At 60.1% G+C, this 25740-nt stretch carries 27 protein-coding genes; 18 read left to right on the top strand and 9 right to left on the bottom strand.

Annotation, left to right across the window (positions count from 1 at the left end):
• Positions 1-6: 6 nt before the first annotated feature.
• On the bottom strand, positions 7-1032 hold the full coding sequence (locus IM739_RS16855; RefSeq protein WP_237368836.1) for an RluA family pseudouridine synthase: 1026 nt from the start codon (positions 1030-1032) through the stop codon (positions 7-9).
• A gap of 4 nt (positions 1033-1036) precedes the next feature.
• Positions 1037-1207 carry a hypothetical protein gene (locus tag IM739_RS16850; RefSeq protein WP_237368835.1) on the bottom strand — a complete coding sequence of 57 codons (171 nt, stop codon included), beginning with the start codon at positions 1205-1207 and terminating at the stop codon, positions 1037-1039.
• Between IM739_RS16850 and IM739_RS16845 the strand changes: the two genes are divergently transcribed.
• Both IM739_RS16845 and IM739_RS16840 read left to right on the top strand, forming a co-directional pair.
• Complete coding sequence (locus tag IM739_RS16845) at positions 1206-1595, top strand: hypothetical protein (protein WP_237368834.1); 390 nt, start codon at positions 1206-1208, stop codon at positions 1593-1595. The two genes, IM739_RS16850 and IM739_RS16845, sit on opposite strands and share 2 nt — an antisense overlap.
• 6 nt (positions 1596-1601) lie before the next feature.
• Entirely contained in the window at positions 1602-2435 is an 834-nt protein-coding gene (locus IM739_RS16840) for a TrmH family RNA methyltransferase (RefSeq protein ID WP_237368833.1), read from the top strand.
• An 11-nt stretch (positions 2436-2446) separates the two neighbouring features.
• Here the strand turns inward: IM739_RS16840 and IM739_RS16835 are convergent, their stop codons facing one another.
• Both IM739_RS16835 and IM739_RS16830 read right to left on the bottom strand, forming a co-directional pair.
• Positions 2447-3592, bottom strand: coding sequence for a hypothetical protein (locus IM739_RS16835; protein WP_237368832.1), 1146 nt, complete (start codon positions 3590-3592; stop codon positions 2447-2449).
• 197 nt (positions 3593-3789) lie between these two features.
• Positions 3790-4320 (bottom strand): DUF1134 domain-containing protein, encoded by a 531-nt coding sequence (locus tag IM739_RS16830; RefSeq protein WP_442981145.1) that lies wholly within the window; start codon positions 4318-4320, stop codon positions 3790-3792.
• A 248-nt stretch (positions 4321-4568) separates the two neighbouring features.
• Here IM739_RS16830 and chpT point away from each other — a divergent pair, with 248 nt between their 5' ends.
• Positions 4569-5210: a histidine phosphotransferase ChpT gene (gene chpT, locus IM739_RS16825; protein WP_237368830.1), complete on the top strand. Its 642-nt coding sequence runs from the start codon at positions 4569-4571 to the stop codon at positions 5208-5210.
• A 115-nt stretch (positions 5211-5325) separates the two neighbouring features.
• Positions 5326-5688, top strand: a complete 363-nt coding sequence (locus IM739_RS16820; RefSeq protein WP_237368829.1) for a response regulator — start codon at positions 5326-5328, stop codon at positions 5686-5688.
• 173 nt (positions 5689-5861) lie between these two features.
• On the opposite strand, the gene ctrA is transcribed toward IM739_RS16820, so the two are convergent.
• Positions 5862-6563: a response regulator transcription factor CtrA gene (gene ctrA, locus IM739_RS16815; RefSeq protein ID WP_007606371.1), complete on the bottom strand. Its 702-nt coding sequence runs from the start codon at positions 6561-6563 to the stop codon at positions 5862-5864.
• Between the two features lie 439 nt (positions 6564-7002).
• Here ctrA and IM739_RS16810 point away from each other — a divergent pair, with 439 nt between their 5' ends.
• The gene (locus IM739_RS16810) at positions 7003-7353 is read left to right on the top strand and encodes a hypothetical protein (RefSeq protein WP_007606373.1); all 351 of its coding nucleotides are present in this window, start codon (positions 7003-7005) and stop codon (positions 7351-7353) included.
• A gap of 120 nt (positions 7354-7473) precedes the next feature.
• Here IM739_RS16810 and IM739_RS16805 read toward each other — a convergent pair whose 3' ends face one another.
• Positions 7474-7761 (bottom strand): GNAT family N-acetyltransferase, encoded by a 288-nt coding sequence (locus IM739_RS16805; protein WP_237368828.1) that lies wholly within the window; start codon positions 7759-7761, stop codon positions 7474-7476.
• A gap of 108 nt (positions 7762-7869) precedes the next feature.
• On the opposite strand from IM739_RS16805, the gene IM739_RS16800 reads away from it, so the two are divergent.
• Positions 7870-8346: a paraquat-inducible protein A gene (locus tag IM739_RS16800; RefSeq protein ID WP_237368827.1), complete on the top strand. Its 477-nt coding sequence runs from the start codon at positions 7870-7872 to the stop codon at positions 8344-8346.
• A gap of 84 nt (positions 8347-8430) precedes the next feature.
• Here IM739_RS16800 and sciP read toward each other — a convergent pair whose 3' ends face one another.
• Positions 8431-8706, bottom strand: coding sequence for a CtrA inhibitor SciP (gene sciP, locus IM739_RS16795; RefSeq protein ID WP_007606379.1), 276 nt, complete (start codon positions 8704-8706; stop codon positions 8431-8433).
• Positions 8707-9165: 459 nt separating this feature from the next.
• Here sciP and IM739_RS16790 point away from each other — a divergent pair, with 459 nt between their 5' ends.
• Positions 9166-9843: a helix-turn-helix transcriptional regulator gene (locus IM739_RS16790; protein ID WP_237368826.1), complete on the top strand. Its 678-nt coding sequence runs from the start codon at positions 9166-9168 to the stop codon at positions 9841-9843.
• An 80-nt stretch (positions 9844-9923) separates the two neighbouring features.
• Here the strand turns inward: IM739_RS16790 and IM739_RS16785 are convergent, their stop codons facing one another.
• Positions 9924-10949 carry a DUF2793 domain-containing protein gene (locus IM739_RS16785; RefSeq protein ID WP_237368825.1) on the bottom strand — a complete coding sequence of 342 codons (1026 nt, stop codon included), beginning with the start codon at positions 10947-10949 and terminating at the stop codon, positions 9924-9926.
• A 136-nt stretch (positions 10950-11085) separates the two neighbouring features.
• Positions 11086-11892 (bottom strand): 3'(2'),5'-bisphosphate nucleotidase CysQ, encoded by an 807-nt coding sequence (gene cysQ / locus IM739_RS16780; protein WP_237368824.1) that lies wholly within the window; start codon positions 11890-11892, stop codon positions 11086-11088.
• A gap of 237 nt (positions 11893-12129) precedes the next feature.
• Here cysQ and IM739_RS16775 point away from each other — a divergent pair, with 237 nt between their 5' ends.
• The 11 genes from IM739_RS16775 to IM739_RS16725 all read left to right on the top strand — a co-directional run bounded on the left by IM739_RS16775 (position 12130) and on the right by IM739_RS16725 (position 25684).
• Complete coding sequence (locus IM739_RS16775) at positions 12130-13383, top strand: sarcosine oxidase subunit beta family protein (RefSeq protein WP_237368823.1); 1254 nt, start codon at positions 12130-12132, stop codon at positions 13381-13383.
• A 9-nt stretch (positions 13384-13392) separates the two neighbouring features.
• Positions 13393-13674 carry a sarcosine oxidase subunit delta gene (locus tag IM739_RS16770; protein ID WP_237368822.1) on the top strand — a complete coding sequence of 94 codons (282 nt, stop codon included), beginning with the start codon at positions 13393-13395 and terminating at the stop codon, positions 13672-13674.
• Positions 13671-16628, top strand: coding sequence for a sarcosine oxidase subunit alpha family protein (locus IM739_RS16765; protein ID WP_237368821.1), 2958 nt, complete (start codon positions 13671-13673; stop codon positions 16626-16628). The genes IM739_RS16770 and IM739_RS16765 overlap by 4 nt, the downstream gene beginning before the upstream one ends.
• An 11-nt stretch (positions 16629-16639) precedes the next feature.
• Entirely contained in the window at positions 16640-17200 is a 561-nt protein-coding gene (locus tag IM739_RS16760) for a sarcosine oxidase subunit gamma (RefSeq protein ID WP_237368820.1), read from the top strand.
• Positions 17201-17440: 240 nt separating this feature from the next.
• A complete protein-coding gene (locus tag IM739_RS16755) occupies positions 17441-19867 on the top strand; it encodes a GcvT family protein (RefSeq protein WP_237368819.1) in 2427 nt (808 codons plus the stop codon).
• Positions 19868-20145: 278 nt separating this feature from the next.
• Positions 20146-21048 carry a branched-chain amino acid ABC transporter permease gene (locus tag IM739_RS16750; RefSeq protein ID WP_237368818.1) on the top strand — a complete coding sequence of 301 codons (903 nt, stop codon included), beginning with the start codon at positions 20146-20148 and terminating at the stop codon, positions 21046-21048.
• Positions 21049-21052: 4 nt separating this feature from the next.
• Complete coding sequence (gene livM, locus IM739_RS16745) at positions 21053-22444, top strand: high-affinity branched-chain amino acid ABC transporter permease LivM (protein ID WP_237368817.1); 1392 nt, start codon at positions 21053-21055, stop codon at positions 22442-22444.
• Positions 22444-23328 (top strand): ABC transporter ATP-binding protein, encoded by an 885-nt coding sequence (locus IM739_RS16740; protein WP_237368816.1) that lies wholly within the window; start codon positions 22444-22446, stop codon positions 23326-23328. Before livM ends, IM739_RS16740 begins: the two co-directional genes overlap by 1 nt.
• Positions 23328-24056 carry an ABC transporter ATP-binding protein gene (locus tag IM739_RS16735; protein ID WP_237368815.1) on the top strand — a complete coding sequence of 243 codons (729 nt, stop codon included), beginning with the start codon at positions 23328-23330 and terminating at the stop codon, positions 24054-24056. Before IM739_RS16740 ends, IM739_RS16735 begins: the two co-directional genes overlap by 1 nt.
• 18 nt (positions 24057-24074) lie before the next feature.
• On the top strand, positions 24075-24428 hold the full coding sequence (locus tag IM739_RS16730) for a DUF6867 family protein (protein ID WP_237368814.1): 354 nt from the start codon (positions 24075-24077) through the stop codon (positions 24426-24428).
• Positions 24429-24568: 140 nt separating this feature from the next.
• Positions 24569-25684 (top strand): branched-chain amino acid ABC transporter substrate-binding protein, encoded by a 1116-nt coding sequence (locus IM739_RS16725; RefSeq protein ID WP_007606404.1) that lies wholly within the window; start codon positions 24569-24571, stop codon positions 25682-25684.
• Positions 25685-25740: the final 56 nt, after the last annotated feature.

Raw genomic sequence — 25740 nt, 5'->3', positions numbered from 1 at the left:
TCGCGGTTACATGGCTTGCAGCGCGTCGATCACGGTTTGCAGGTCTTCCGGAATGGGCGCCTCGAAATGCATGGTCTCGCCGGTACTCGGGTGTTCGAACGCCAGAAGATAGGCATGCAGGGCCTGGCGATGGAAGCCATTGACGATCGCCTTGGCGGCGTCTGGAAGCAGGTTGACCTTGGTCTTGAAGGCCATGCCGTAATCCTGGTCACCGATCAGGGGATGGCCGATATGGGCCATATGCACGCGGATCTGGTGGGTGCGGCCGGTTTCGAGCCGGCATTCGACCAATGAGGCGAGGCAGGTCGCGTCCGGTTTTTCGCCATAGCGCTCGATCACGGTATAGTGGGTGATGGCCTCGCGGGCGTCGTCGGTGTCTTCCTTCTTCACCGTGCGCTTGGTGCGGTCGCCGGCGCGGCCGAGCGGCGCGTCGATCGTACCTGTCAGCGTGCGTGGACGACCCCAGACGATCGCCCGGTAGGCGCGCTCCAGAGGCCCGGTGCGGCCATGGTCGGCGAACTGGTCGGCGAGGTGACGGTGGGCGAGGTCGTTCTTGGCGACGACCATGACGCCGGACGTATCCTTGTCGAGACGATGGACGATGCCGGGACGCTTGACGCCGCCGATGCCGGACAGGCTGTCGCCGCAGTGATAGATCAGCGCGTTGACCAGCGTGCCGGTCCAGTTGCCGGCACCGGGATGCACGACGAGGCCGGGCGGCTTGGCAATGACAATCAGGTCGGCGTCTTCATACAGCACGTCGAGCGGGATGTTCTCGCCCTTGGGTTCCGGATCCTCCGGCTCGGGCAGCTCGATCGTCAGCCTGTCGCCGACCTTGATCTTGCGCTTGGGCTCGGCAACAGCCTGACCGTTGATCTTGACCGCACCCTGCTCGATCAGCGCCTTTATCCGGTTGCGGGAAAACTCACCCTCCAGCTGTGCAGTCAGCCACGCGTCCAGCCTGCCTTCGGCGTCTTCACCGGCAATCAGCTCTTTCATTGGCGCGGCTGCTTCGTTAAAGGGGTCGTTCATATTGTCATCCCGTGTGAAAACACCCGGCGATGCGGCAGGTGTCTGGTGCCATTTGGCACAGGTTTTCGCCTTCCACAATCGACAGCCACAGCGCTTGGCTGATTTTCCCTGAATGGTTCGCATCAGGGAAGGTGCCTGTCTGACTGCGAGCCGCAAGGAAAAAGACTGCTGCCATGTCTCATCTCGATCAAGAAAACCAGGACGAAAAGCCGTTGGACCCGGTCATGGAAGGCGTGCGCCGCAAGATGATCAAGCTACAGCTGATCTCCGGCGGGATCATGGCGGTGATGTTCATGGCGGTGCTGGTGGCAATCGCCTACAAGCTCACCCGCAGCGACGGCACGCAGCCGGTTGCCGCGCAAACGACGCCGTTCCTGGTGCCGTCCGATCAGCCATTGGCGCTGACGGCGAACCTGCCTGCCGGTTTCAAGGTCGTGTCGATCTCGCTGTCCGGCAGCCAGATCCTGATTTATGGTGAAACCGCATCGGCTGAACGCAAGGCCCTGGTTCTCGACCTGTCTGTCGGGCGTATCATCGCCGACATCACGCTTGGCGGAAACTGAGCCCTGATGCCTGGACCGCAGCTGATCGAGATCACCGATCCGGCCGATCCGAGGATTGCCGAATTTTCGTCGATCAGGGAGCGTGATCTGACCGGCCGTCAGGGCCGGTTCATCGCCGAAGGTACGGTCGTGCTGTCGATGCTGGCAAAGGCGCATCTCGCGGATCGCGGGGTGCGGGCGGAAAAGATCCTGCTGCTGAAAAACCGGGTGGAGGGCGTTTCCGGCTTGCTGGCCCAGTTCTCCGCCGACGTTCCCGTGTATGTCGCCGAAGGAAGCGTCCTCGACGCCATTGCCGGCTTCCACCTGCATCGCGGCGTTCTGGCGGTCGGGTGCCGACATGAGCCGCCGGCGCTTGCGGCACACGTGGCGATGCTGCCGGACCGTGCGCTGGTGCTGGTCGGTTGTGGCATCTCCAATCACGACAATATCGGCTCGCTGTTTCGCAACGCTGCCGGTTTCACCGCCGATGCCGTTCTATTGGACGAGACATGCTGCGATCCGCTCTACCGCAAGGCACTGCGGGTATCGGTCGGCTCCGTGCTGACCACACCGTATAGCCGGCAGGGTGCGGCGGAGGCGATGCTTGGCACGCTTGCTGACGCCGGATTCGAGATCTGGGCCTTGTCGCCGTCGGGCGCAGTCGAGATTGGCGAGATCAGGTCGGGGCAACGCGTGGCGCTGGTGATGGGAACAGAAGGCGACGGCTTGCCGGCGTCGATCCTTGCGCGATTTCAGTCAGCCCGCATTGCCCAGGCAGCTGGCCTCGACAGCCTGAATGTCGGTACTGCCAGCGGAATCGCACTCTACCATCTGGCCCGGGCGATGGGCAGGCTTGGCTGAATTTCTGAAGTTCATTCTGCCGGAGAAGGCTGACTTGCCTGGGTTGTCTGCGTACGGGCAAGCTTGGGATCCATGGCGATCACCCGGTCGACCAGGCTTTTCTGCATGCCGGGCTTTTGCGCCTGAGCCAGCAGATCGGGAATCGGCGACGCGGCTCCTTCGCTTGCCGCGGTGAGAACGATCATCTTTGCGGCAATGTCGCCCAATTCATCGCGCAAGGCATTGTCTTCGGTTGTCGCCTTGGCGCGCAGCAGCCGGTCAGTCAGGGCGGCCTGGCGGGCGCGGATGTCTTCTGCGAGACGCTCGGGGTCAAGAGGGGCAAGCGCGGGCACGGTGTCGTCTTCGACCATGTCGAGATCCTTGAGGTCGGGCACTGGAAGGTCGGCCTGCTTCAAGGCACGAAATGCGGTTCGAAGCTGCGCGTTTGCGGTCTTCAGCTTGGCCCTGAATTCGGCAGCCTCGCGGGTGCGGCGTTCCAGCGACGTTTCCAGGTCGGCGCGGTCGGCCATTTTGCGAGACAGGTGATCGTCGAGCCGGAGCGCCTTGTGCTCCTCCTGGGTGAGACGGATTTCCGCATCCCGTGCCCGCTTCACCAGCAACTTGTTTTCGCGACGCAGTTCTTCGCGCTCGTCGCGCATCGATTGTACGCGGGTCTTCAGCACATCGATCTCGGTATCGCGGCTGATGGCCTCGATGCGCATGCTATCGACTTCGGACAGAATGCGGCCGATACGGCGTGTCAGATCCTCAAGCTCGAGGTCCTTGGCGGCGCTAGCGATTTCGGCACGTTTCAGGGTCTCCCTGACTGTCGAGGCGTCCACTTCCGAGCGGCGCAGCTTTGAGCGCAGGTCGGCTGCCTCCGTGCTCATCTCGTTGATCTGGCCCTTGTGTTCCTGATTGTCGGCCACCAGACGGCTGGCCTCGCTTGCCAGCGACTCGTTGGACAAGGTCAGCGCCAGCGACTTTTCCCGCTCGCGGGTGAGTTCATGCATGGTGCGGGCATTTTCGGCGGCGTAAAGCGCGCGAACCATGTCTTTCTGCGCGCGGATCTCCTGCGGGCTGAGCGGCATGGTCGCTTTCAGCCTGTTCTCCGTGTAGAGAACGACGCGTTGATGGATTGCGGGCGCAAGCAGCATCACCAGGAGCGCTGCGGCCATAAATCCCAATCCGAAAAGCAGGGCATATTCAATCACGGTCGCGCCATTTCAGCGTTCAGGCATATGTTAGAAGATATTTAACCACGGCCCATAGCCCTCGACAAGCCTCGGTGGCTCGCATCAGGATCTGTTTGCGTCGTTATGGCTAACGACATCAAAGAGAGCTTGTGCGAAGCTGAGTGTGGAAATGCCCGAGGTCAGAAAGGGTTCCAGGTCGGGGCACGGGTCAGCTTAAGATACCCGACATTGATGCCCAGACGGGCGCCGATGCCTGTGCGGATCGGGACAAGAACGACGTCGCGGCTTTTCAGAACGGTCATGCCGACGCCGGCGACAACGTAGGCCGACCCGCTGACGCCGCCGTAGCGGGCGTAGAGCGTATCGACTGCCGGCAGGTCGTAGACGAGCATCATTGTGCGTGTGCCGTTGCCGCCATAGTCGATGCCGAGCGAGGGGCCTTGCCAGAAGACTTCATGCTGGCCGACATTCTTGGTGTAGAGCATGCCTTCGCCGTAGGTCAGACCGGCGATCAGTGCACCCGAGCCCTCCTGGCCGAGGATGTAGCCATTGGGCAGGCCATGGGTTTCAAATGCCTGCTCGATGACCTTGGCAAGAGCGCCGCTGGTTTCACCGAAGAAGCCGTGGCCGGCATCGACCACTTCCTGGATTGAGTATTCGCCTGCGGCTTCGGCTGGACGCATGGTCGTGACAAAGCCCGCGATGGCCATGGCGGCGGCGATCAAGAGACGCGCGGCCGAAAGATGACGGGTTGGCAAAAGACGCATGGGGCCTCCTAGATGCGAAGCCGATGGATTCGGCCTCTCCGATGGGGGTAATCGAACTTACCGAGGATCGTCTTAATAATCGGTTTACCAAATATGGTGTCATTATGACCATATGGTATCCGACCGGTTCGTAGCCCGTGCCAGACTCGAGCGCGCTCTGTATCGTCGGTTTAAATCTTCTGGAGAGACCGATGGCGAAAAATATCAACCTTACCCTCGCAGGCCCCGATCTCGCGGCGCTGCTGTGCAGCCGTGTCTGCCATGATGTCATTTCGCCGGTCGGTGCGATCAACAACGGTCTGGAACTGCTCGACGAGGGCGGTGCGGATGCCGATGCGATGGACCTGATCCGCACCAGCGCGCTGAATGCCTCGGTCCGGTTGAAGTTTGCCCGGCTTGCCTTTGGCGCCTCCGGTTCCGTCGGCGCCTCGATCGATACCGGCGAAGCCGAAAAAGCCGCCAAGGATTTTGCGCTGGCCGAAAAGAAGACCGAAGTGACCTGGAGCGGTCCGCGCGCGATCATCGCGAAGAACCGCGTCAAGCTTCTGATGAACCTGTTCCTGGTCGCCTATGGCGCCATTCCGCGCGGCGGCTCGCTCGACGTCTCGCTGGAGAACCCGGAAACGGACGCAAAGTTCAAGATCGTCGCCAAGGGCCGCATGTTGCGCGTTCCGCCGAAATTCGCCGAACTTCTGAACGGCGCGCTGGAAGAGGCAGTCGATGCCCATACGATCCAGCCTTACTACACCATTCTGCTGGCGGACGAATGCGGCATGGAGCTGAAATTCATCCCCAGCGAAGGCGAGATTGCCTTTACCGCCGAAGTGATCTGACACCGTCTCGTTTCGAGACGAAGTTGTATTCCAAGCGGTAACATTTCCTTAGTTGAACTCGGATAGGCTTATCGGGATTAATCGTTGTCTCCTGGCGGAGACAGAGGAGTTTACCATGCAGCGTTTGTTGATCGCAGATGGCTCCGACATTGTACGCAAGGTCGGCAAGAAGATCCTGTCTGAACTCGGTTTCGAGATATCCGAGGCCGGCTCTGGTCGCGAGGCGCTGGTTCGTTGCGAGCGCGAACTGCCGCATATCATCATCGTTGACGCAGGCATGGACGATGCCCTCGACCTGATCACCAATCTGCGCGCCTTGCCGGATGGCAAGGGCGTCAAGATCTACTACTGCGTCGTCGAGGCAGACCTGAAGACGATGATGGCCGGCAAGCGCGCAGGCGCCAATGAGTTCCTGCTGAAGCCGTTCGACCGCAAGATCCTGACGGAAACCTTCGGCGGCAAGGCGATCGCGGCCTGAAGGCGCGGATCCCTGTGATTTGAAGGAGAAGGGCGGGCCGCTGGCACCGCCCTTTTTGCATGGATGAATTCGCCAGCGCCTGTTCTCGTACGCCCCAACATCGACCTGTTTCAGGACACAAAAAAAGGCCCGCGTCGTTGAACGCGGGCCTTGTGTCTGGACCTTGATCGAAATCAGGCCGTTTCTGAGTATTCGGCACCGTCCGGCTCGCGCAGCACGTAGCCGCGGCCCCAGACCGTTTCGATATAGTTGGCACCGCCGGCCGCATTGGCGAGCTTCTTGCGCAGCTTGCAGATGAAGACGTCGATGATCTTCAGTTCCGGCTCGTCCATGCCGCCATAAAGGTGGTTCAGGAACATTTCCTTGGTCAGAGTCGTGCCCTTGCGCAGCGAGAGCAGTTCGAGCATCTGGTATTCTTTGCCGGTCAGGTGAACGCGCTGGCCACCAACTTCAACGGTCTTGGCGTCGAGGTTGACGATCAGTTCACCGGTGATGATGATCGACTGGGCATGGCCCTTCGAGCGGCGGACAATGGCATGAATACGGGCAACGAGTTCGTCCTTGTGGAACGGCTTCGTCATGTAATCGTCAGCGCCAAAGCCGAGACCGCGCACCTTGTCTTCGATGCCTGCCATACCGGACAGGATCAGGATAGGTGTCTTAACCTTCGACAGGCGCAGAGTGCGAAGCACTTCGTAGCCGGACATGTCGGGGAGATTGAGGTCGAGCAGAATGATGTCGTAGTCGTAGAGTTTGCCCAGGTCGACGCCTTCTTCGCCCAGGTCAGTGGTATAGACGTTGAAGCTCTCGGACTTCAGCATCAATTCGATGCTCTGAGCCGTAGCGCTGTCGTCTTCAATGAGTAGAACCCGCATATTTATCCCCTTTACCGCCGCCGAAAGGTCGAGTTGGCCCCCTACGCGATACGGATCCAGTCGTTGCCTGATTTGAAGGCTGCCACCAAATGGTTAACAAATTCTGATTCCCTCTGGCAAGGTGTAACGAATTTATTAAGCAAAGAAAGCAGTCTCCTGATTTTTCATGTGTTTCGGTCATCGCCACACTTGAATCAGAGCAACAGGAAATTCCCGTAACCGATTCATTTGACTCATCATTGTCATCAGCCGTTTTGAGGCCCTGGCATTTACTGACCCTTAAGTGATCGGGCTTATCATTAACGATGCCCGTAAACGAAAGGTTACCAGCGGTAGCTTTTTGTTAACGTCGCGGACTTTTTTTGGACGAATCGTTTGCATGCGGGTGTGTTGAGTAAGCAAGTGTGGCGGGGGGTCTCGCATCACGGGAGTATTGCGTATGAAGTCGCGTGAGAGCCTGGTACGCCTGAAAGGTTTTCAGGTTACCGAAAAGCGTCGGCAATTGCAGCAGTTGCAGTCTATGATGGCGGAGTTCGAAAGGATGGCGAAAGAGCTTGAGGCTCAGATCGGCATCGAGGAGAAAAAGTCCGGCATTACCGACCCTAACCATTTTGCCTATCCCACCTTTGCCAAAGCGGCTCGCCAGCGCGCGGACAATCTTCAGGTCTCTATCCGGGAACTGAAGGTCCAGCAGGAAGCGGCGGATTTGGCGTTGGAAGAAGCCGAGGCGGAATATGCTAAGGCTTCGGCTCTTGAAGAGCGGGACAGCCAGATGCGGGTTAGAGCCTGAACATCGTGTCTGCTTTGTTCAAATAGGCGGTCGCAGTTTCCACTGCGTCCGCCACCTTTGCTCATTGACTTGAGCCTGAAGCCCCCAAGCGCATGAGGCGATCGGGGCAGGGCCGGCGGCTTATCCGTTGAGCACATCACGCCATTCGGGATGGCGATCCATCTGGGCATGGAAAAAGGGGCAGAGCGGAATGATTTTCCAGCCGCCCTTGCGCGCCTCCTCCACAGCATAAAGTGCAAGAGCCTGACCGGCACCGGTGCCGCGCATCGCATCGGGGACCTCCGTGTGATCGACGATGATCAAGGTCGGTGAGGCGCGCGAAAATGTCATGATCGCGGGGTCGGCGACGCCGTCCGCCTTGCCGAGATAGCGTCCGCCCGAACCGGTCTGCTCAAACGTTATGTTCATCAATGCCTCCATTGCCCCGTTCAAGGTTCCTCAATACCATCGGCTTGTGCCAAGGGACAATTCCCGGTCTGGCACACGCAGCGTTCACACCTGGCGGAGGTTTTGTTTTTGATCTGGCTGAAGGCCTTGCTGCTGATCCTTGCGCCGGCATTTCTGGCGCTTGGGGTCTGCCTGCCGCTGATGCGGTTTGAAAGTTTCTATGTTCTTTCCGAAGAGCCGTCGCTGCTGTCGATCATCGGTTCGCTGTGGCACGGCGGAGATGGCCTGCTGTCGGTCATCGTCGGTCTTGTCTCCGTGGTATTTCCGACGGTCAAGCTGCTGGGGCTCGCAGCCGAACACCTGAATGCGGCCGAGCGTCGGCAGGGCGGATGGATCGCAACGCTCGTTCCTGTCCTGTCGCGCTGGTCGATGATGGATGTACTTCTGGTGGCGCTAGTGATCTTTGCCGCCAAGACGGCGGGGCTTGTGCAGGCTTTTTCCCAGCCAGGACTGTGGTTCTATGCCGGGTCGGTCGTGCTTGCTGCCATCCTCCATCGTTTGCCGGCCGGCGAGACAATGTCAGAAGCCATGCCGCAAAAAGGGTAAAACCGGCAGGGTGAGCCGTGCCGGTTTTCCAATGGGGTCTGTCTTGAAACGATTTTGCGCCGCTGAGGTGCGGCACCCAATAGCTTAATGGCGATATTGCTGAATTCTGGTTGTCCGCAGGCCCGGGAGGCCATGGTCGGAAATGGAGGACTGCCAGGAGAGGAATTCCTCGACTGTCAGAGTGTAACGTTCGCAGGCTTCTTCCAGGCTCAACAGGCCACCGCGAACAGCGGCGACAACCTCGGCCTTACGACGGATCACCCAACGGCGTGTATTGGCCGGGGGCAGATCGGCAATCGTCAGCGGGCTGCCATCGGGACCGATGACATATTTCACTCGGGGGCGGATCATTTCGGTCATTGGACTCTCTATACATACTCAAGACCACACACCCGCATCCTAGAGCCGAGGCTTTAAAATTTGCCTAAGCACGTTGTAAGCATTTGATAATAATTTTTGCCGACCGCAACGGGCCGGATTCGCTGATTCTCCCTCACTTTGCGTAAAGTTGCGGCAATTGCATAGGAGTTATGCAATTGCCCCTCTACTCGGGCGCAACCATTCATGGCATTACCGCCGAGAAATCTCTGGTTCCTCTGGAATTGACAAAGCCGGGCGGCAAAACTGCCCGGTTGATGGTCGTTTTTCAGTCGCCGCAAGATCGGCAACAGGCCCAGTGGATACAAGTCCCTGCATGGGATGCATTCTAGTTCACATGCTTTCAATTCCCGACCGGGTGCATGCCCTGTCGAAAGGAGCTTTATGTTCAGGCCGACTGATTTGACTCGTCGTCACGAGACTGACGAAGATGTATTCCCCTTGGATGCATTCGTATCCGGACAGTGGGCCGGCAAGTTGCTGGAACTGGCGCGCGAGCATGGCTTCCGTCACTGCCTGCTGGCGAGTTTTCCCAAGGGAGACCGGCCGGAATTTGCCGCCAATCTTGTGGTGACGAACTGGCCGCAGGCGGTGCGTGAGGCTTATGAGGCGGCCGAGGTGTTTGCCGGAAGTCTGCTGGTGGCGCGCCTCAAGCAGACCATCATGCCCGTCTTCTCTGCCGAGAACCTGTTCGTCGGCCAGGCTCCCAACGAGCAAAGGTCAAAGCTGCTTGCGCTTTTTGACCAGCATGGACTGGCTGGCAGCCTTGCCTTCAACCTGCATGACCGGCATCTGGCGCAATATGTTCTGGTGTTTTCCGGACGGCTGGTGCCGCCCGATCGCGCCGAGCTGGCGAAGATGCAGTTTGCGGCAATGGAGATGCTGGACCTCGGCGCAGACGAACTCGTGCCGCGCTATGGCCCGCGGGAAAAACTGTCGGCCCGAGAGATCGAATGCCTGCGTTGGTCGGCCGCGGGCAAGAGCAGCGACGAGATTGCCATCATTCTCGACATCTCAACCCACACCGTGGTGAGCTACCTGAAGAGTGCCATGCGCAAGCTTGAGGCAGTCAACCGCATGCAGGCCGTTGCACGTGCCTGTCGGTTCCGGTTGCTCTGAAGGCGCCCCACGTCGTACGATTTTTACTCAAGACGCCGCAGGCACGCGGCGTCTTTTTTATGCGTGCGCATCCCTTGTCCTTATAGCAGCATCAGATTGAGCTCGGTCCTGCCGTAGCCGAATACGTATTCTGTCGTGCTGTTGTGAAGAAGGGTGATCGCATCACCGCTGTCCAGCCATGCGAGCGTGACAACCGTCGAGGTTCCGGCACCACCGGTGTGGTGGGCGAGATCCTCACCTCCATTGCGCCGCAGTGCGACCGAGTGGCTGCCGCTGCTGTTGGCCGTGACCGTCAGCGCCAGCAGGTAGAACCCCGTAGCCGGAACCAGTAGCGGCTTGCCGAAGCCGGATGCGAGGGGCAGGCCGAGCGTGACGCCGCCTCCCGACAGATGCAGCAGGTCGAAACCGGTCGCCGTGCCGCTCGCTGGCGTCAGTGTTGCAGCCGCCAGGGCCGCGCGCGCCAGCGGTCGCTGATCGAGGCGCACATAACCTTCCGGGGAAATTCCAATTGCCTGGCGCCAGCCGGTCACATCGCTGTTCACCTTGATCGAGAAGCGATCTTCGCCCGCCAGACCCATTTCGGCGCGGCCCTGCCAGTTGGACTGGAAGAGCAGGCTTGCAGTATCGTCTTCAGATTGCTTGTTGACGGTCAGCCGGTGGCTGGCGCCGGCGTGATTGAATAGGCTCGCGGGTGAGGAGATCGCCAGTCGATTGGAGCCGTCCGGGGTGGCGGCGATGCCGAGGCGGTCGAAATTTGCCGTCGACGGCAGCGGAAGGGCGATCCATTCCGCGCCATCGAAGACTGCCGGGCGCTGTTCGCTGGCGATATAGCCGCGCCAGCCGAGGCGAGGGGCGATGAACAGCCATGCGGCGTCCTGATAGAGCGCCAGGTGACCCTCGCGGCCGCTCCAGACGCCACCGGCCGGGGCGAGCAACCAATGGACATCACCCTCTGACGGGGCCGGCGGAGGTTCCGATGCCTCGCTTTGGATGACCAGTTGCACCAGTGCGTCCAGCCGTTGCAGGGCTTCGTTATGCGTAACGTGTTTCTGCGCCTGGGCAGGAAGGATGAAGGGCAGGTCGAGATTGCTGGTGGTGTCGGACATCGGCGTCTCCGTTTTATTGTGCCTGCATCCGGGGTGATGACGGAGCGGCGGTGAAAAGGAGAAGTGTGCGCGCGATTTTGCCGAGGGGGATGAAATCACCCTGATTTTGTTGAAATCATGGGGTTATTTGGAAAAATCATCCCCGCTGCGGCGGGCTTGCCCAGGCAATGAAGTCGGGATTGGCGAAATCTGTCTCGTGGATTCGGTTGCGCTTGCCATAGGTGAGCGGCTGGTGATCGGTCGTCATCGTGATGCCGCCGGCTGCCCTTAGCACGGCGTCGCCCGCTGCCGTGTCCCATTCCATCGTCCGGCCGAAGCGTGGGTAGAGATCGGCCTCGCCCTCGGCCAGGAGACAGAATTTCAGCGACGAGCCGACGGTACGGCGCTCGGGAATGCCGTTGTCGCGGATATAGGCCTCGGTCGCCTCGCTGTTGTGCGAGCGGCTGACCAGCGCGCAGGCCTTGGGATGCGTGGGGCGTCCGCGGATCGTGGTCCGGGCCGTCACCTGGAACTGCTCATCGATCAGGAGCTTTTCCGCCTTGTTCCCGAACCCGAGATAGGCAATGCCCAGGGCCGGTGCATAGACCATGCCGATGGTCGGTATGCCGTTTTCGATGAGGGCGATGTTGACGGTAAAGTCGTCATGGCCGGCAATGAATTCGCGGGTGCCGTCAAGCGGATCGACCAGCAGGAAGCGCTGGCCTTCGGTTGCGGGCACATCGCCCGCAGCCACGGCTTCTTCAGCGACGACCGGTAGATGTGGCAGATGGGCGATCAGGTCGGCCAGGATCAGGCTCTCGGCCGCTTCATCAGCCTGGGTTACCGGTGTGCTGTCACTCTTGAGGCGGATGTCGGGGCCGGCCCGATAAATATCGAGAATGATCCGGCCGGCGCCAAGGGCTGCCTGCTCGAAAATTCGCGCGATCGCTGCGTCGTCGGCCACTCGTCCGCATCCTCCATGATCCATCCGTGATTTCACGTTCGCACGGCCTGTGTAAAGTGATCTTTCACCATATGCGCAGGAGATTGCCCGGACATTGCGGCATCGTTGCGCGTGTCTATGCTGCACCGCAGTGGAACAAAGCGCCGCACGTCTCAAACAAAACAATTTTCGTCCTGATTGCGCTTGCTCTTTGTGACGCCTATGCGAATGTGCGGCGATATTTTCAGAGGATGGTTGATGCGTTATTCGGCCCTTTCAATCTTTCGACAGGCACTGTCGGGCAATCGCAACTGGGCGCCGATGTGGCGTGAGCCCGATCCCAAACCGCATTATGACGTGATCATCGTCGGCGGCGGCGGTCACGGGCTGGCGACGGCTTATTACCTCGCCAAGGAATTTGGCATCACCAATGTCGCGGTCCTGGAAAAGAGCTATCTCGGCTCGGGCAATGTCGGGCGCAACACCACGATCATCCGCTCGAACTACCTGCTTGAAGGCAACGAGCCTTTCTATGAATTCTCGATGAAGCTGTGGGAGGGACTGGAGCAGGACCTCAACTACAATGCCATGATTTCCCAGCGCGGTATCGTCAATCTGTTCCACAGCGATGGCCAGCGCGACGCCTATGCGCGGCGCGGCAATGCGATGATGATGCACGGGGTGGCCGCCGAACTGCTTGATCGCGAGCAGGTGCGCAAGATGATGCCCTATCTCAATTTTGACCACGGCCGCTTTCCAATCCTGGGCGGCCTCCTGCAAAGGCGCGGCGGCACGGCCCGTCATGACGCTGTTGCCTGGGGTTATGGACGTGCTGCCGACAGTCGCGGTGTCGACCTGATCCAGAACTGCGAAGTCAATGGCATCCGTCGCGACGAGGCGGGCAATGTCGTCGGCGTCGAAACGAGCCGCGGCTTCATCGGCTGCAACAAGCTGGCGCTGGCGACGGCCGGCCATACATCGGTGACCGGCAAAATGGCCGGGCTGGAACTGCCGATCGAAACGCATGTGCTGCAGGCCTTTGTCTCGGAAGGCATCAAGCCGGTGATCGACAATGTCATCACCTATGGCGCCGGCCATTTCTACATCTCGCAGTCGGACAAGGGCGGCTTGGTCTTCGGTGCCGACATCGATTATTATTCCTCCTATGCCCAGCGCGGCAACCTGGCGACGGTCGAGCATACGATCGAGGAAGGCGTTTCGCTTATTCCGGGGCTTTCGCGCGTGAGGGTCCTGCGTGCCTGGGGCGGCGTCATGGACATGTCGATGGACGGTTCTCCGATCATCGACAAGACGCCGATCGACAATCTCTACCTGAACTGCGGCTGGTGTTACGGCGGCTTCAAGGCGACGCCGGCCTCGGGCTTCTGCTTCGCCCACCTGATCGCCAAGAACGAAGCCCATCCCGTTGCCCGTCTGCTCCGGCTCGACCGCTTCAAGCGCGGTTTCGCCGTGGATGAAGGCGGCAAGGGCCCGCAACCGAATTTGCACTGAGATACGATCATGGCCAGCCTCATCACTTGCCCGCATTGCGGCATCCGTCCGAAAGAAGAGTTCTCGATCCGGGGCGATGCCAGCCCGGTGCGGCCGGTGGCCGCTGCCTCCGACGATAGTTGGTATGCCTATGTGTTCGTCCGTGACAATCCGAAAGGCCGGATTATCGAACACTGGCATCACGCAGCCGGATGTCGTCGCTGGCTGGTTGTCGAGCGTGACAATGCTGCAAGCCACGAGGTCTATAGCGTGACGGATGCCAGCGTCCATGCCAGGGGAGCTGCCCGATGACCGGTTCGCGTCTGTCTTCCGGCGGCCTGGTCAATCGTGGCCGCAGCCTGTCCTTCACCTTCGATGGCCAGACGTTGAAGGGTTTCGAGGGCGATACCCTCGCCTCGGCCCTGATTGCCAACGATCAAATGCTGGTCGGCCGATCGTTCAAGTATCACCGCCCGCGCGGCATTGTGACGGCCGGATCGTCTGAACCGAACGCCTTGGTGACAATCGGCGCCGGCGGTCGCGCCGAGCCGAATACGCGGGCGACTGTTGCCGAACTCTATCAGGGCATGGAAGCGAAGAGCCAGAATTGCTGGCCGTCGCTGAAATACGATGTCGGCGCGGTCAACAGCCTGCTTTCGCCGTTCCTCAGTGCCGGCTTCTACTACAAGACGTTCATGTGGCCGAAGCCGTTCTGGGAAAAGGTCTATGAACCGATCATCCGTCGTGCGGCAGGTCTCGGCAAGACACCGTTCGAAGTCGATCCCGATCGCTACGAAAAAGCCTGGGCGCATTGCGACCTGCTGGTGATCGGTGCAGGCCCGACAGGGCTGATGGCAGCAAGGGCTGCGGCACGAGCCGGCATGCGCGTCATCCTGGCCGACGAAAGCTTCCGCTTCGGCGGTTCGCTGCTCAGCGAGCGTGTTTCGGTCGGAGGCATGGCGGCTGCCGACTTCGCGCAAAGTGTCGTCGATGAGCTCAAGGGCCTGTCAAATGTGACGCTGATGGCGCGCACAACCGTGTTCGGCTGGTATGACGACAATGTCTTCGGTGCCGTTGAAAAGGTGCAGAAACATGTGGCGCTGCCGTCGTCAGACCTGCCGGTCGAGCGGGTCTGGCGTATCGTGGCCAAGCGCGCGATCCTGGCATCCGGTGCCGAGGAACGTCCGTTGGTGTTTGGCGGCAATGACAGACCAGGGGTGATGACCTCCGGTGCAGTTCGCACCTATCTTCACCGTTACGGGGTGGCGGCGGGCCGAGAGGTGGCAATCTTCACCAATGGCGGTGCCGGCTATCGAACCGCAGCGGATCTCGTCGCCGCCGGCGTCAGCATCGCGGCAATCGTTGATGGTCGCTCGCAATCTGCCGACGAAGCGCCGGCCGGTGTCCGGGTCATTCGCGGCGGTGCCGTGGTTGATACCAAGGGACGCCACCGCATTTCCGGCCTGATTGTCGAGCGCTCCGGTCATCAGGAAGAGATATCCTGCGATGCCCTGGCGATGAGCGGCGGCTTCAGCCCGATCGTGCATATCGCCTGCCAGCGTGGGGAAAAGCCGGTCTGGTCCGACGTGCATCAGGCATTTCTTGCACCGGATGTCGGCGGTGGACTTCGTCTCGCAGGGGCTGCCGCGGGCGTCTCTTCGCTCAAAGCCTGCCTGCGCGACGGCGCGGAAAAGGCCCATGACGCGATCGGCGATCTCGGTCGGCTGGTCGGCATGGTCGACGTGCCGGAGGTCGAGGGCGAATTCGACGCGGAATTTGCGCCGCTGTGGTATGTGCCGGGCGCCAAGGGCAAGGCCTTCGTCGACTTCCAGAACGACGTGCATGTGAAGGACCTGAGCCTTGCCCAGCGCGAGGCGATGGGCCATGTCGAACATACGAAGCGCTATACGACCGGCGGCATGGCGACCGACCAGGGCAAGCTCGGCAATGTCAACACGATCGGCATCATGGCCGGGATGCGCGGCGTTTCGCCGGCCGAGATCGGTACGACGAACTTCCGGCCGTTCTACACGCCGGTTTCCTTCGGCGCGATGGCCGGCACGAGCCGTGCCGAGCATTCGCGGCCGGTGCGTACCTCGCCGTTGCATGGCTGGGCGAAGCGGCAGGGCGCCGTCTTCGTCGAATCCGGCCTGTGGTATCGCTCATCCTGGTTCCCGCGTGACGGTGAAAAGACCTGGCGCGAGGCGGTCGACCGCGAGGTGCTGAACATTCGCGCCAATGCCGGCCTTTGCGATGTCTCGACACTCGGCAAGATCGAGGTGTTTGGCAAGGATGCGGCGGAATTTCTCAATCGGCTCTATTCCAACGCCTTCCTCAAGCTGCCGGTCGGCAAGGCACGTTACGGCCTGATGCTGCGCGAGGACGGCATGATCTACGACGACGGCACGACGAGCCGGCTGTCGGACGAGCATTTCTTCGTGACGACCACCACCGCCTATGCCGGCGAGGTGATGACGCATATGGAATTCTGCGCCCAGGCGCTGTGGCCGGATCTCGACGTGCGGTTCGTCTCCACCTCGGACGAATGGGCACAGATGGCGATTGCCGGCCCGAAGGCGCGCATCATCCTCGAGCAAATCGTCGATCACGACATTTCCAACGAGGCCTTCCCCTTCCTGTCGGCGCGCGAAGTGCTGCTCAAGGGCGGCCTCAAGGCGCGGCTGTTCCGGATTTCCTTCTCCGGTGAACTCGCCTTCGAACTGGCCGTGCCCGCCAATTGCGGTGAGGCGGTCGCGGATGCGATCATGGCGGCCGGCAAACCGCATGGTATCTGCGCCTACGGCGTCGAGGCGCTCAACGTGCTGCGGATCGAAAAGGGCCACATTACCCATAGCGAGATCAACGGCGCCACAACGCCGGACGACCTGGGGATGGGCCGGATGTTCTCGACCCAGAAGCCGGATTTCATCGGCAAGCGGCTGTCGAGCCGCTTTGGCCTGACGGCTGCCGATCGTCCGCAATTGGTGGGCCTGAAACCGCTCGAGCGCGACAAGGAAATCAAGGCGGGTGCACATCTGCTGAAGGAAGGTGCGAGACCATCGATGCCGCATGACCAGGGCTATGTGACCTCGGTCTGCTATTCGCCGTCGCTGAACTCCTACATTGGCCTCGCGCTGCTCAAATCCGGCCGTGAACGCATCGGCGAGAAGGTCGTGGTCTGGGATGCCTTGCGTGGCAGCGAAACGATGGCAGAGGTGTGTAATCCGGTCTTCTACGATCCCGACAACAAGAAACTTCACCTGTAAGGAGCAGCGCCATGCCCATGTCCTATGCCAGCCGGCACGTGCTCGAGGATCATATCGCCGGTTTCGAGGCGAACCCCAATCCGCACCATCTGTCGATAGTCAGGGCGCCGACGGTTTTGTCCGTGCTGGTGCATGAGGGCCATCAAGCCGATATCGACGAAGCGCTGAGCAATTTAGAAGATGTCTCGGTGCGGTTTGCCGGGCCGAACGAATGGCTGCTGGTCAGCGAACAGGTGAGCGGCGATGCTCTTGCCCGGCAGCTGAGCGATCTTGGCTCAGCCCGGGTGTCGTTTGTCGAACAGAGCGATGGCCGCGTGGTGTTGCGGATCACAGGTCCGCGGGTTCGCTCCATCCTGGCGAAATGCGTGGCGTTGGATTTGCATGCCGATGTCTTCGAGGTGGGTCAGTCGGCCAATGTGCAGTTCTGCCATGTCGCGGCCAATCTTGCCAGAACTGGAGACGATACGTTCGAGATCGTGGTCATGCGATCTTTTGCCGGCTTTGTCTTTGACGAAGTTGTGGAAATGGGCCGCGAATTCGCCCTGACGTCGGGTTTCGACACGAGCCTCTGAGCATTTGTTTCATCGTCCCGGATTGAAGGCCTCGAACGACTGCGTGATCGGTCATTCGGGGGCCTTTTGGTGTTGGATGGTTGTGGCGCGGATGGGCCAAAAATTGTGACCGAAGCGACATATCGCTTCGCAGAACGGACTTTTTGCCGTTCCGGTTTCTTATTAGGCTGAGGCTCTGTTGCCATATCCAGCGCGCAAGACGGGCCATTCGCCCGCGCGTCTGAAACCGGAGATTTTTCGATGAAAAGCCATGCACGGGTCGTCGTTATCGGCGGGGGTGTCGTCGGGTGTTCTGTCCTCTACCACCTGACCAAGTTCGGCTGGACCGATGTCGTGCTTCTGGAGCGCTCGGAGCTGACCTCCGGTTCGACCTGGCATGCGGCCGGCGGCATTCACACCATCAACGGCGATCCCAACGTCGCCAAGCTGCAGAAATATACGGTGGAGCTCTACAAGGAGATCGAGCACTATTCCGGCCAGGACATCGGCCTGCACATGACGTCGGGCCTGATGTTGGCGGCCACCAAGGAGCGGTTCGACTGGATGAAGTCGCTGCTCGCCAAGGGCAAGTACGCGGGTGGCGAGGCGACATTGATTTCGGCCGAGGAAGCCCATGAAATGATGCCGCTGCTTGATCCCAAGCAGTTTGTCGGCGCCGTCTTTGATCCGCATGAAGGCCATCTTGACCCCTATGGCACCACGCATGCCTATGCCAAGTCGGCGAAGAAGAATGGTGCCGAGATCTATCTGCACACCAAGGTCGAGGATCTGGTGCAGCTGGAAGACGGCACCTGGCGGGTGATCACCGACAAGGGCGAAATCCGGGCAGAGCATGTCGTCAATGCCGCCGGTCTCTGGGCGCGCGAAGTCGGCCGCATGGTCGGGCTGGAGCTGCCGGTGCTCGCAATGGAGCACATGTATCTGATCACCGAGGACATGCCCGAGGTCATCGACTTCAACAAGACGACTGGCAAGGAACTGATGCACTGCGTCGACTTCGACGGCGAGATCTATATCCGCCAGGAGCGCAACGGCATGCTGATGGGCACCTATGAAAAGGATTGCCGCCCATGGTCGCCGATCGAGACGCCGTGGGATTTCGGCCACGAACTGCTGGCCGAAGACCTTGAGCGCATCACATCAGAACTGGAGATCGGCTTCCGCCATTTCCCGGCCTTCAACAGTGCCGGGATCAAGAAGATCATCAACGGTCCCTTCACCTTCTCGCCGGATGGCAATCCACTCGTCGGTCCCGTGCGGGGCATGACGAATTTCTGGTCGGCCTGCGCGGTCATGGCGGGCTTCAGCCAAGGCGGCGGTGTTGGCCTGGCGCTGGCCAACTGGATCATCGAGGGCGATCCGGGCTTTGACGTCTTCGCTATGGATGTCTGCCGCTACGGCGACTATGCGACACTCGGCTATACCAATGCCAAGGTGCGCGAGAACTATTCCCGCCGTTTCTCGATCCGCTATCCGAACGAGGAACTGCCGGGCGCGCGCCCGCTGCTGACCTCGCCGATCTACGACAAGCTGAAGGCGGCCGGTGCCGTGTTCGGCGCCTCCTACGGACTGGAAACGCCGCTGTGGTTTGCGCCGGAAGGTGTCGAGGACAAGTTTTCATGGCGCCGCTCGACCGATTTCGAGGCGGTTGGGCGCGAGGCGAGGGCGGTGCGCGACAGCGTCGGCCTGATGGAGACCTCGGGCTTTGCCAAGTACACCGTTAGTGGGGACGGCGCGCGCGAATGGCTCGACCATATGCTGGCCTCCAGGATCCCGCAGGTCGGTCGCATGACGCTGGCGCCGATGCTCAACGAGGCCGGCAAGCTGATCGGCGATTTCACCGTTGCCAATCTCGATGACGAGGAATTCCTGGTGATCGGTTCCGGGATTGCCGAGGACTATCACATGCGCTGGTTCGAGCAACATCTGCCAGACGATGGCTCGGTCGAGCTCAATCCGCTCAATCTCGGCCTGCTCGGCCTGTCGATCGCGGGGCCGAAGGCACGCGACGTGCTGGCCAAGCTGACGCATCTGGACATCTCGGACGAAGCCTTTGCCTTCATGGACATTCGTGAAATGGATCTCGGCATGGCACCGGCCATCGTCGGACGGGTCAGCTATACCGGTGACCTCGGCTATGAAATCTGGATGCGGCCGGAATATCAGCGCTATATCTTCGATCTGCTGATGGATGCCGGTGCCGAATTCGGCATATCGCTGTTCGGCCTGCGGGCGCTGAATGCGCTCCGGCTGGAGAAGAGCTTCGGCAGCTGGTCGCGCGAGTATCGCCCGCTCTACGGGCCGATGGAGGCCGGACTTGGCCGTTTCATTGCCCTGAAAAAGGAGGCAAATTTCATCGGCAAGACGGCGGCGATCGAAGAAAAGCTGTCCGGCGGTACGCTGCGCATGCGCACGTTCATCGTCGATGCCAAGGACGCCGATGTGATCGGGGACGAGCCGATCTCGTTCAACGGCGAGGTGCGGGGCTGGGTCACGTCCGGCGGCTATGCGCATGCCAGCGGCGTCTCGGTTGCGATCGGTTATGTGCCGAAGGACATTGCCGACGAGGTCGAAGGCTGGGGAATCGAAATCCTGGGGGAGGTTCTCCCTGCGCACCTGCAGGCCCTGCCGCTTTTTGACGCAAATGGGTCGCGAATGAGAAGCTGAACCTTTTTCCACAAAGATGGGCTTGCATTAGTGAATGCACAGGCAAAGCAGGTCGCTCTCGGGCGGCCTGCTGATTTCATGGGCTTTTTCTGCCGTTTTTTTCAGTTCGCTGGTTTTATCCGCGCCAAACGGCCGGATGGCGGTAACATTTTGCCGCCTTTTCGCCTTTTTGGCTTCACATTTTCGGACAAAGCGATATGGAATCTCCCGACACCTAGAACCCGCAAGGGATCAACAAAAATGAGACGCACCACCAAGGCGCGTCCGGGGGATAATATATGGAGTACTTTATCCAGCAGCTCATCAACGGGCTGACTCTTGGATCCATCTATGGCCTTGTGGCTATCGGCTATACGATGGTCTACGGTATCATCGGCATGATCAACTTCGCCCACGGTGATATCTTCATGCTCGGCGGCTTCGCCGCTCTCATCGTCTTCCTCATCCTGACAACCTTCTTCGCCGGTATTCCCGTCGCACTCGCGCTGCTGATCATGCTGATCATCGCGATGCTGATGACGAGCTTGTGGAACTGGACGATCGAGCGGGTTGCCTATCGTCCGCTGCGCGGTTCGTTCCGCCTGGCGCCGCTGATCACCGCGATCGGCATGTCGATCGCCCTTTCGAACTTCATCCAGGTCGCACAGGGTCCGCGCAACAAGCCGATCCCGCCGTTGATCACCGATGTGCTGCATATCGGCGCGGTCACTGTTTCGCTGAAGCAGGCGATCATCGTGATGATCACCAGCGTGCTGCTCTTCGCCTTCTGGTATATCGTCAACAAGACGCCGCTTGGCCGCGCCCAGCGCGCCACCGAACAGGACCGCAAGATGGCGGCGCTGCTCGGCGTGGATGTCGACAAGACGATTTCCATCACCTTCGTCATGGGTGCAGCTCTGGCCGCGGTCGCTGGCACGATGTACCTGATGTATTATGGTGTTGCCTCGTTCAACGATGGCTTCGTTCCGGGCGTGAAGGCTTTCACGGCGGCTGTTCTCGGCGGTATCGGCTCCCTGCCGGGCGCTGTTCTCGGCGGCCTGCTGATCGGCCTCATCGAGTCGCTCTGGTCGGCTTACTTCAGCATCGCCTACAAGGATGTCGCCACGTTCGGTCTCCTGGCATTCGTGCTGATCTTCAAGCCCACCGGCATCCTCGGCCGGCCGGAAGTCGAGAAGGTTTGATCCCATGACAACTTCTGTAAATGAAACTGGTGCCGCTTCGTCCGGCACGATGGCGCGCGCGTTGAAGGAGGGCCTGCTCGCCGGCCTTCTGTCGCTCGGCCTGTTCAGCCTGTTCATCGGCATCAAGACCGACCAGAACATTTCCAACCAGCTGATCTGGTATCCGCGCTTCGGCCTGCTGGCGATCTTCGTCATCATCGCCGCCGTCGGCCGGTTCGCGATGGTGGCGTTCGTGCAGCCGTGGAATGCTGCCCGCAAGGCGAGCAAGGCTGCCGCACCCGTTGCTGATCTCGACACGCAGGCGTCGTTCTTCAAGACGCACTTCGTCAAGATCGCATTGCTGGCGCTGATCCTGTATCCGCCGGTGATCGTTGCATTGACCGGTGTCCAGGGCTCGCTGAAATATGTCGACAACTTCGGCATCCAGATCCTGATCTACGTCATGCTGGCCTGGGGCCTGAACATCGTCGTCGGCCTCGCCGGTCTTCTCGACCTTGGCTATGTCGCCTTCTATGCAGTTGGTGCCTATACCTACGCGCTGCTGTCGCAACATTTTGGCCTGTCCTTCTGGGTCCTGCTGCCACTGTCGGGCGTTCTGGCGGCATTCTGGGGCATCATCCTGGGCTTCCCGGTCTTGAGGCTTCGAGGCGACTATCTGGCGATCGTGACGCTGGCATTCGGTGAAATCATCCGCCTCGTTCTGATCAACTGGACAGATGTCACCAAGGGTACGTTCGGCATTTCCAGCATTCCGAAGGCAACGCTGTTCGGCATGCCGTTCGATGCATCGGCCGGCGGATTTGCCAAGACTTTCGGGCTGTCGATGTCGTCCGCCTACTACAAGATCTACCTGTTCTACGTGATCCTGCTTCTGTGCGGCATCACTGCCTACGTGACGATCAAGCTGCGTCGCATGCCGATCGGCCGCGCCTGGGAAGCGCTTCGTGAAGACGAAATCGCCTGCCGCTCGCTCGGTATCAACACGGTGACGACCAAGCTGACTGCGTTTTCGATCGGTGCAATGTTCGGCGGCTTTGCCGGCTCGTTCTTTGCCGCGCGCCAGGGCTTCGTCTCGCCGGAAAGCTTCGTTTTCCTAGAATCGGCTGTTATCCTGGCCATCGTCGTTCTCGGCGGCATGGGTTCGCTGACCGGTATCGCAATCGCTGCGATCGTGATGATCGGCGGCACGGAAGCGCTGCGTGAAATGGAGTTCCTCAAGCATGTCTTCGGGGACGACTTCACGCCGGAACTCTACCGCATGCTTCTGTTCGGCCTGGCGATGGTCGTGGTGATGCTGTTCAAGCCACGCGGCTTTGTCGGCAGCAGAGAACCGACAGCCTTCCTCAAGGAGCGCAAGGCCGTCTCGGGCAGCTTTACCAAGGAAGGTCACGGCTGATGACTTCCGGAACTGAAACGATGAACAAAGACACCATCCTGAAAGTCGAGCATCTGTCGATGCGCTTTGGCGGCCTGATGGCCATCAATGACTTCTCCTTCGAAGCCAAGCGCGGTGAGATCACCGCGCTGATCGGACCAAACGGTGCGGGCAAGACCACCGTGTTCAACTGCATCACCGGTTTCTACAAGCCGACGATGGGGATGCTCACGCTCAACCAGAAGGACGGCAGCCAGTATCTGCTCGAGCGCCTTCCGGATTTCGAGATTCCGAAGAAAGCCAAGGTCGCGCGTACCTTCCAGAACATCCGCCTGTTTTCGGGCCTGACGGTTCTGGAAAACCTGCTGGTCGCCCAGCACAACGCGCTGATGAAGGCTTCTGGCTACACGGTTCTCGGTCTGCTCGGCCTGCCGGCCTACAAGAGGGCCGCGGATGCAGCCATCGAAAAGGCGCGCTACTGGCTGGAAAAGGCCGATCTGGTCGATCGTGCCGATGACCCGGCCGGCGACTTGCCATACGGCGCCCAACGCCGTCTGGAAATCTGCCGTGCCATGTGCACCGAGCCCGAGCTTCTTTGCCTCGACGAACCGGCAGCGGGCCTCAACCCGAAGGAATCGCTGACGCTCAACGCCCTGTTGCGCAGCATCAGTGCCGAGGGCACGTCGCTGCTCCTGATCGAGCACGACATGTCCGTCGTCATGGAGATTTCCGACCATGTCGTCGTTCTGGAATATGGCAAGAAGATTTCCGACGGTACGCCGGATCATGTGAAGAACGACCCGAAGGTGATCGCCGCCTATCTGGGTGTCGAGGATGAAGAATTGGAAGACGCAATTTCCGAAGTGGAAGCTGTCGCCGAAGAAGTGACGGGGGAGAAGAACTGATGTCCTCCGAAGCACTTCTCAAGGTCCAGGGTGTCGAAACCTATTATGGCAACATCCGCGCTCTCGGCGGTGTCGATGTCGAAGTCAAGCAGGGCGAGATCGTCTCACTGATCGGTGCCAATGGTGCCGGCAAGTCGACGCTGATGATGACGATCTGCGGAAGCCCGCAGGCGCGTGCCGGCCAGATCATCTTCGACGGCGAGGATATCACCAAGCTGCCGACGCATATGATCGCCCGCCGTCGCATCGCCCAGTCGCCGGAAGGTCGTCGGATCTTTCCGCGCATGACGGTGATGGAAAACCTCCAGATGGGAGCTGGCCTCGACAACCTGAAATATTTCAGCGAGGACGTGGAGAAGATCTTCACGATGTTCCCACGCCTGAAAGAACGCCAGAGCCAGCGTGGCGGCACGCTCTCGGGCGGCGAGCAGCAGATGCTGTCCATCGGGCGCGCGCTGATGTCGCGTCCGAAGCTGCTGCTTCTCGACGAACCTTCGCTCGGTCTTGCGCCTCTGATCGTCAAGGGGATCTTCGAGGCGATCAAGAAGCTCAACAAGGAAGAGGGTCTGACCGTCTTCCTCGTCGAGCAAAATGCATTTGCCGCACTGAAGCTGTCCGACCGTGCCTATGTCATGGTCAATGGCAAGGTGACGATGAGCGGTAGCGGGAAAGAGCTGTTGGCGGACCCGCAGGTCCGGGCGGCTTATCTCGAAGGCGGCCATCACTGAGCGCGCGGAGGAACTGACATGCAAGGATTGTTTTTCGAGACGGATAGCGGTGTACGCACAGTGTTGCGCTTCCTCGTTCTGCTGATCGGCTTCTGGACCGCCTGGCGGACAGGCAAGGCCGTGGCAGAGGGCTGGGAAGGCTATGCAAGGGTGTTCATCTATGTCCTTGGACTTGGCTTGGTGATGCGCTTCCTGCACTTCTCGCTGTTTGCTGGCCCGTTCATCAGTCCCTTCTACTACGTCATCGACGTGGTGCTTCTGCTGGTTTTTGCGGTGGCTGGATTCCAGTCGCGCAGGACGACCCAGATGGTCGATAACTACTACTGGCTCTACGACAGAACTTCCTACTTTTCGTGGAAGAACAAAGATTGACAAGCTGTTGTTTTCTGTCCCAGATTGGCGGCAGAGGCGATGGCCCCTAATAAAGAGTGGAACAGTTTTCCGGCGCAGTGTCAGCGGGTGTTGCGCAGGGTTTTATAACCAAACCCGCATAAAAACTTGGGAGTTACAATATGAAGAAGTCTCTTCTCTCGGCAGTCGCTCTGTCGGCGATGGTCGCCTTCAGCGGCAACGCTTGGGCGGATATCCTCGTCGGCGTCGGCGGCCCGCTGACGGGCCCGAACGCTGCGTTCGGCGCACAGCTCCAGAAGGGTGCTGAACAGGCTGCTGCAGACATCAACGCTGCAGGCGGCATCAACGGCGAGCAGATCAAGATCGTTCTCGGCGACGACGTTTCCGACCCGAAGCAGGGCATCTCGGTCGCCAACAAGTTTGTTGCTGACGGCGTGAAGTTCGTGGTTGGTCACTTCAACTCCGGCGTTTCGATCCCGGCGTCCGAAGTCTATGCCGAAAACGGCATCCTCGAAATCACCCCGGCTGCTACGAACCCGGTCTTCACCGAGCGCGGCCTGTGGAACACCTTCCGCACCTGCGGCCGTGACGACCAGCAGGGTGCCGTTGCCGGCGCCTATCTCGCTGAGAAGTTCAAGGACGCCAAGATCGCTGTCGTTCACGACAAGACCCCGTACGGCCAGGGCCTTGCTGACGAAACCAAGAAGGCGATGAACGCTGCCGGCCTGACGGAAGTCATGTACGAAGGCGTCACCACCGGTGACAAGGACTTCTCGGCCCTCATCGCAAAGATGAAGGAAGCCGGCGTCTCGATCATCTACTGGGGCGGTCTGCACACCGAAGCTGGTCTGATCATCCGTCAGGCTGCTGACCAGGGTCTCAAGGCAACGCTCGTATCGGGCGACGGTATCGTTTCGAACGAACTGGCCTCGATCGCCGGCGACGCTGTCGAAGGCACGCTCAACACCTTCGGTCCTGACCCGACGCTGAACCCGGCCAACAAGGAACTGGTCGAAAAGTTCAAGGCTGCCGGCTTCAACCCGGAAGCTTACACGCTCTATTCCTACGCTGCCCTGCAGACGATCGCTGCCGCCGCCAAGGCTGCCGGTTCGAACGACGCTGAAGCCGTCGCTGCCGCAATGAAGGAAAAGGGTCCGTTCCCGACCGCACTCGGCGACATGTCCTTCGACGAAAAGGGTGACCCGAAGATCCCGGGCTACATCATGTACGAATGGAAGAAGGGCGCCGACGGCAACTTCACCTACGTTCCGCAATAATTCGATCTTTGATCGGAAAACGGAAAACCCGGCTTCGCGCCGGGTTTTTTGTGTTT

The sequence above is a fragment of the Rhizobium sp. SL42 genome, assembly GCF_021729845.1.
In the GTDB taxonomy this organism is placed as follows: Bacteria; Pseudomonadota; Alphaproteobacteria; order Rhizobiales; family Rhizobiaceae; genus Allorhizobium.
Note: the sequence above shows the minus strand (reverse complement) of the source record. Positions and strands in the feature narration are given on the sequence as shown.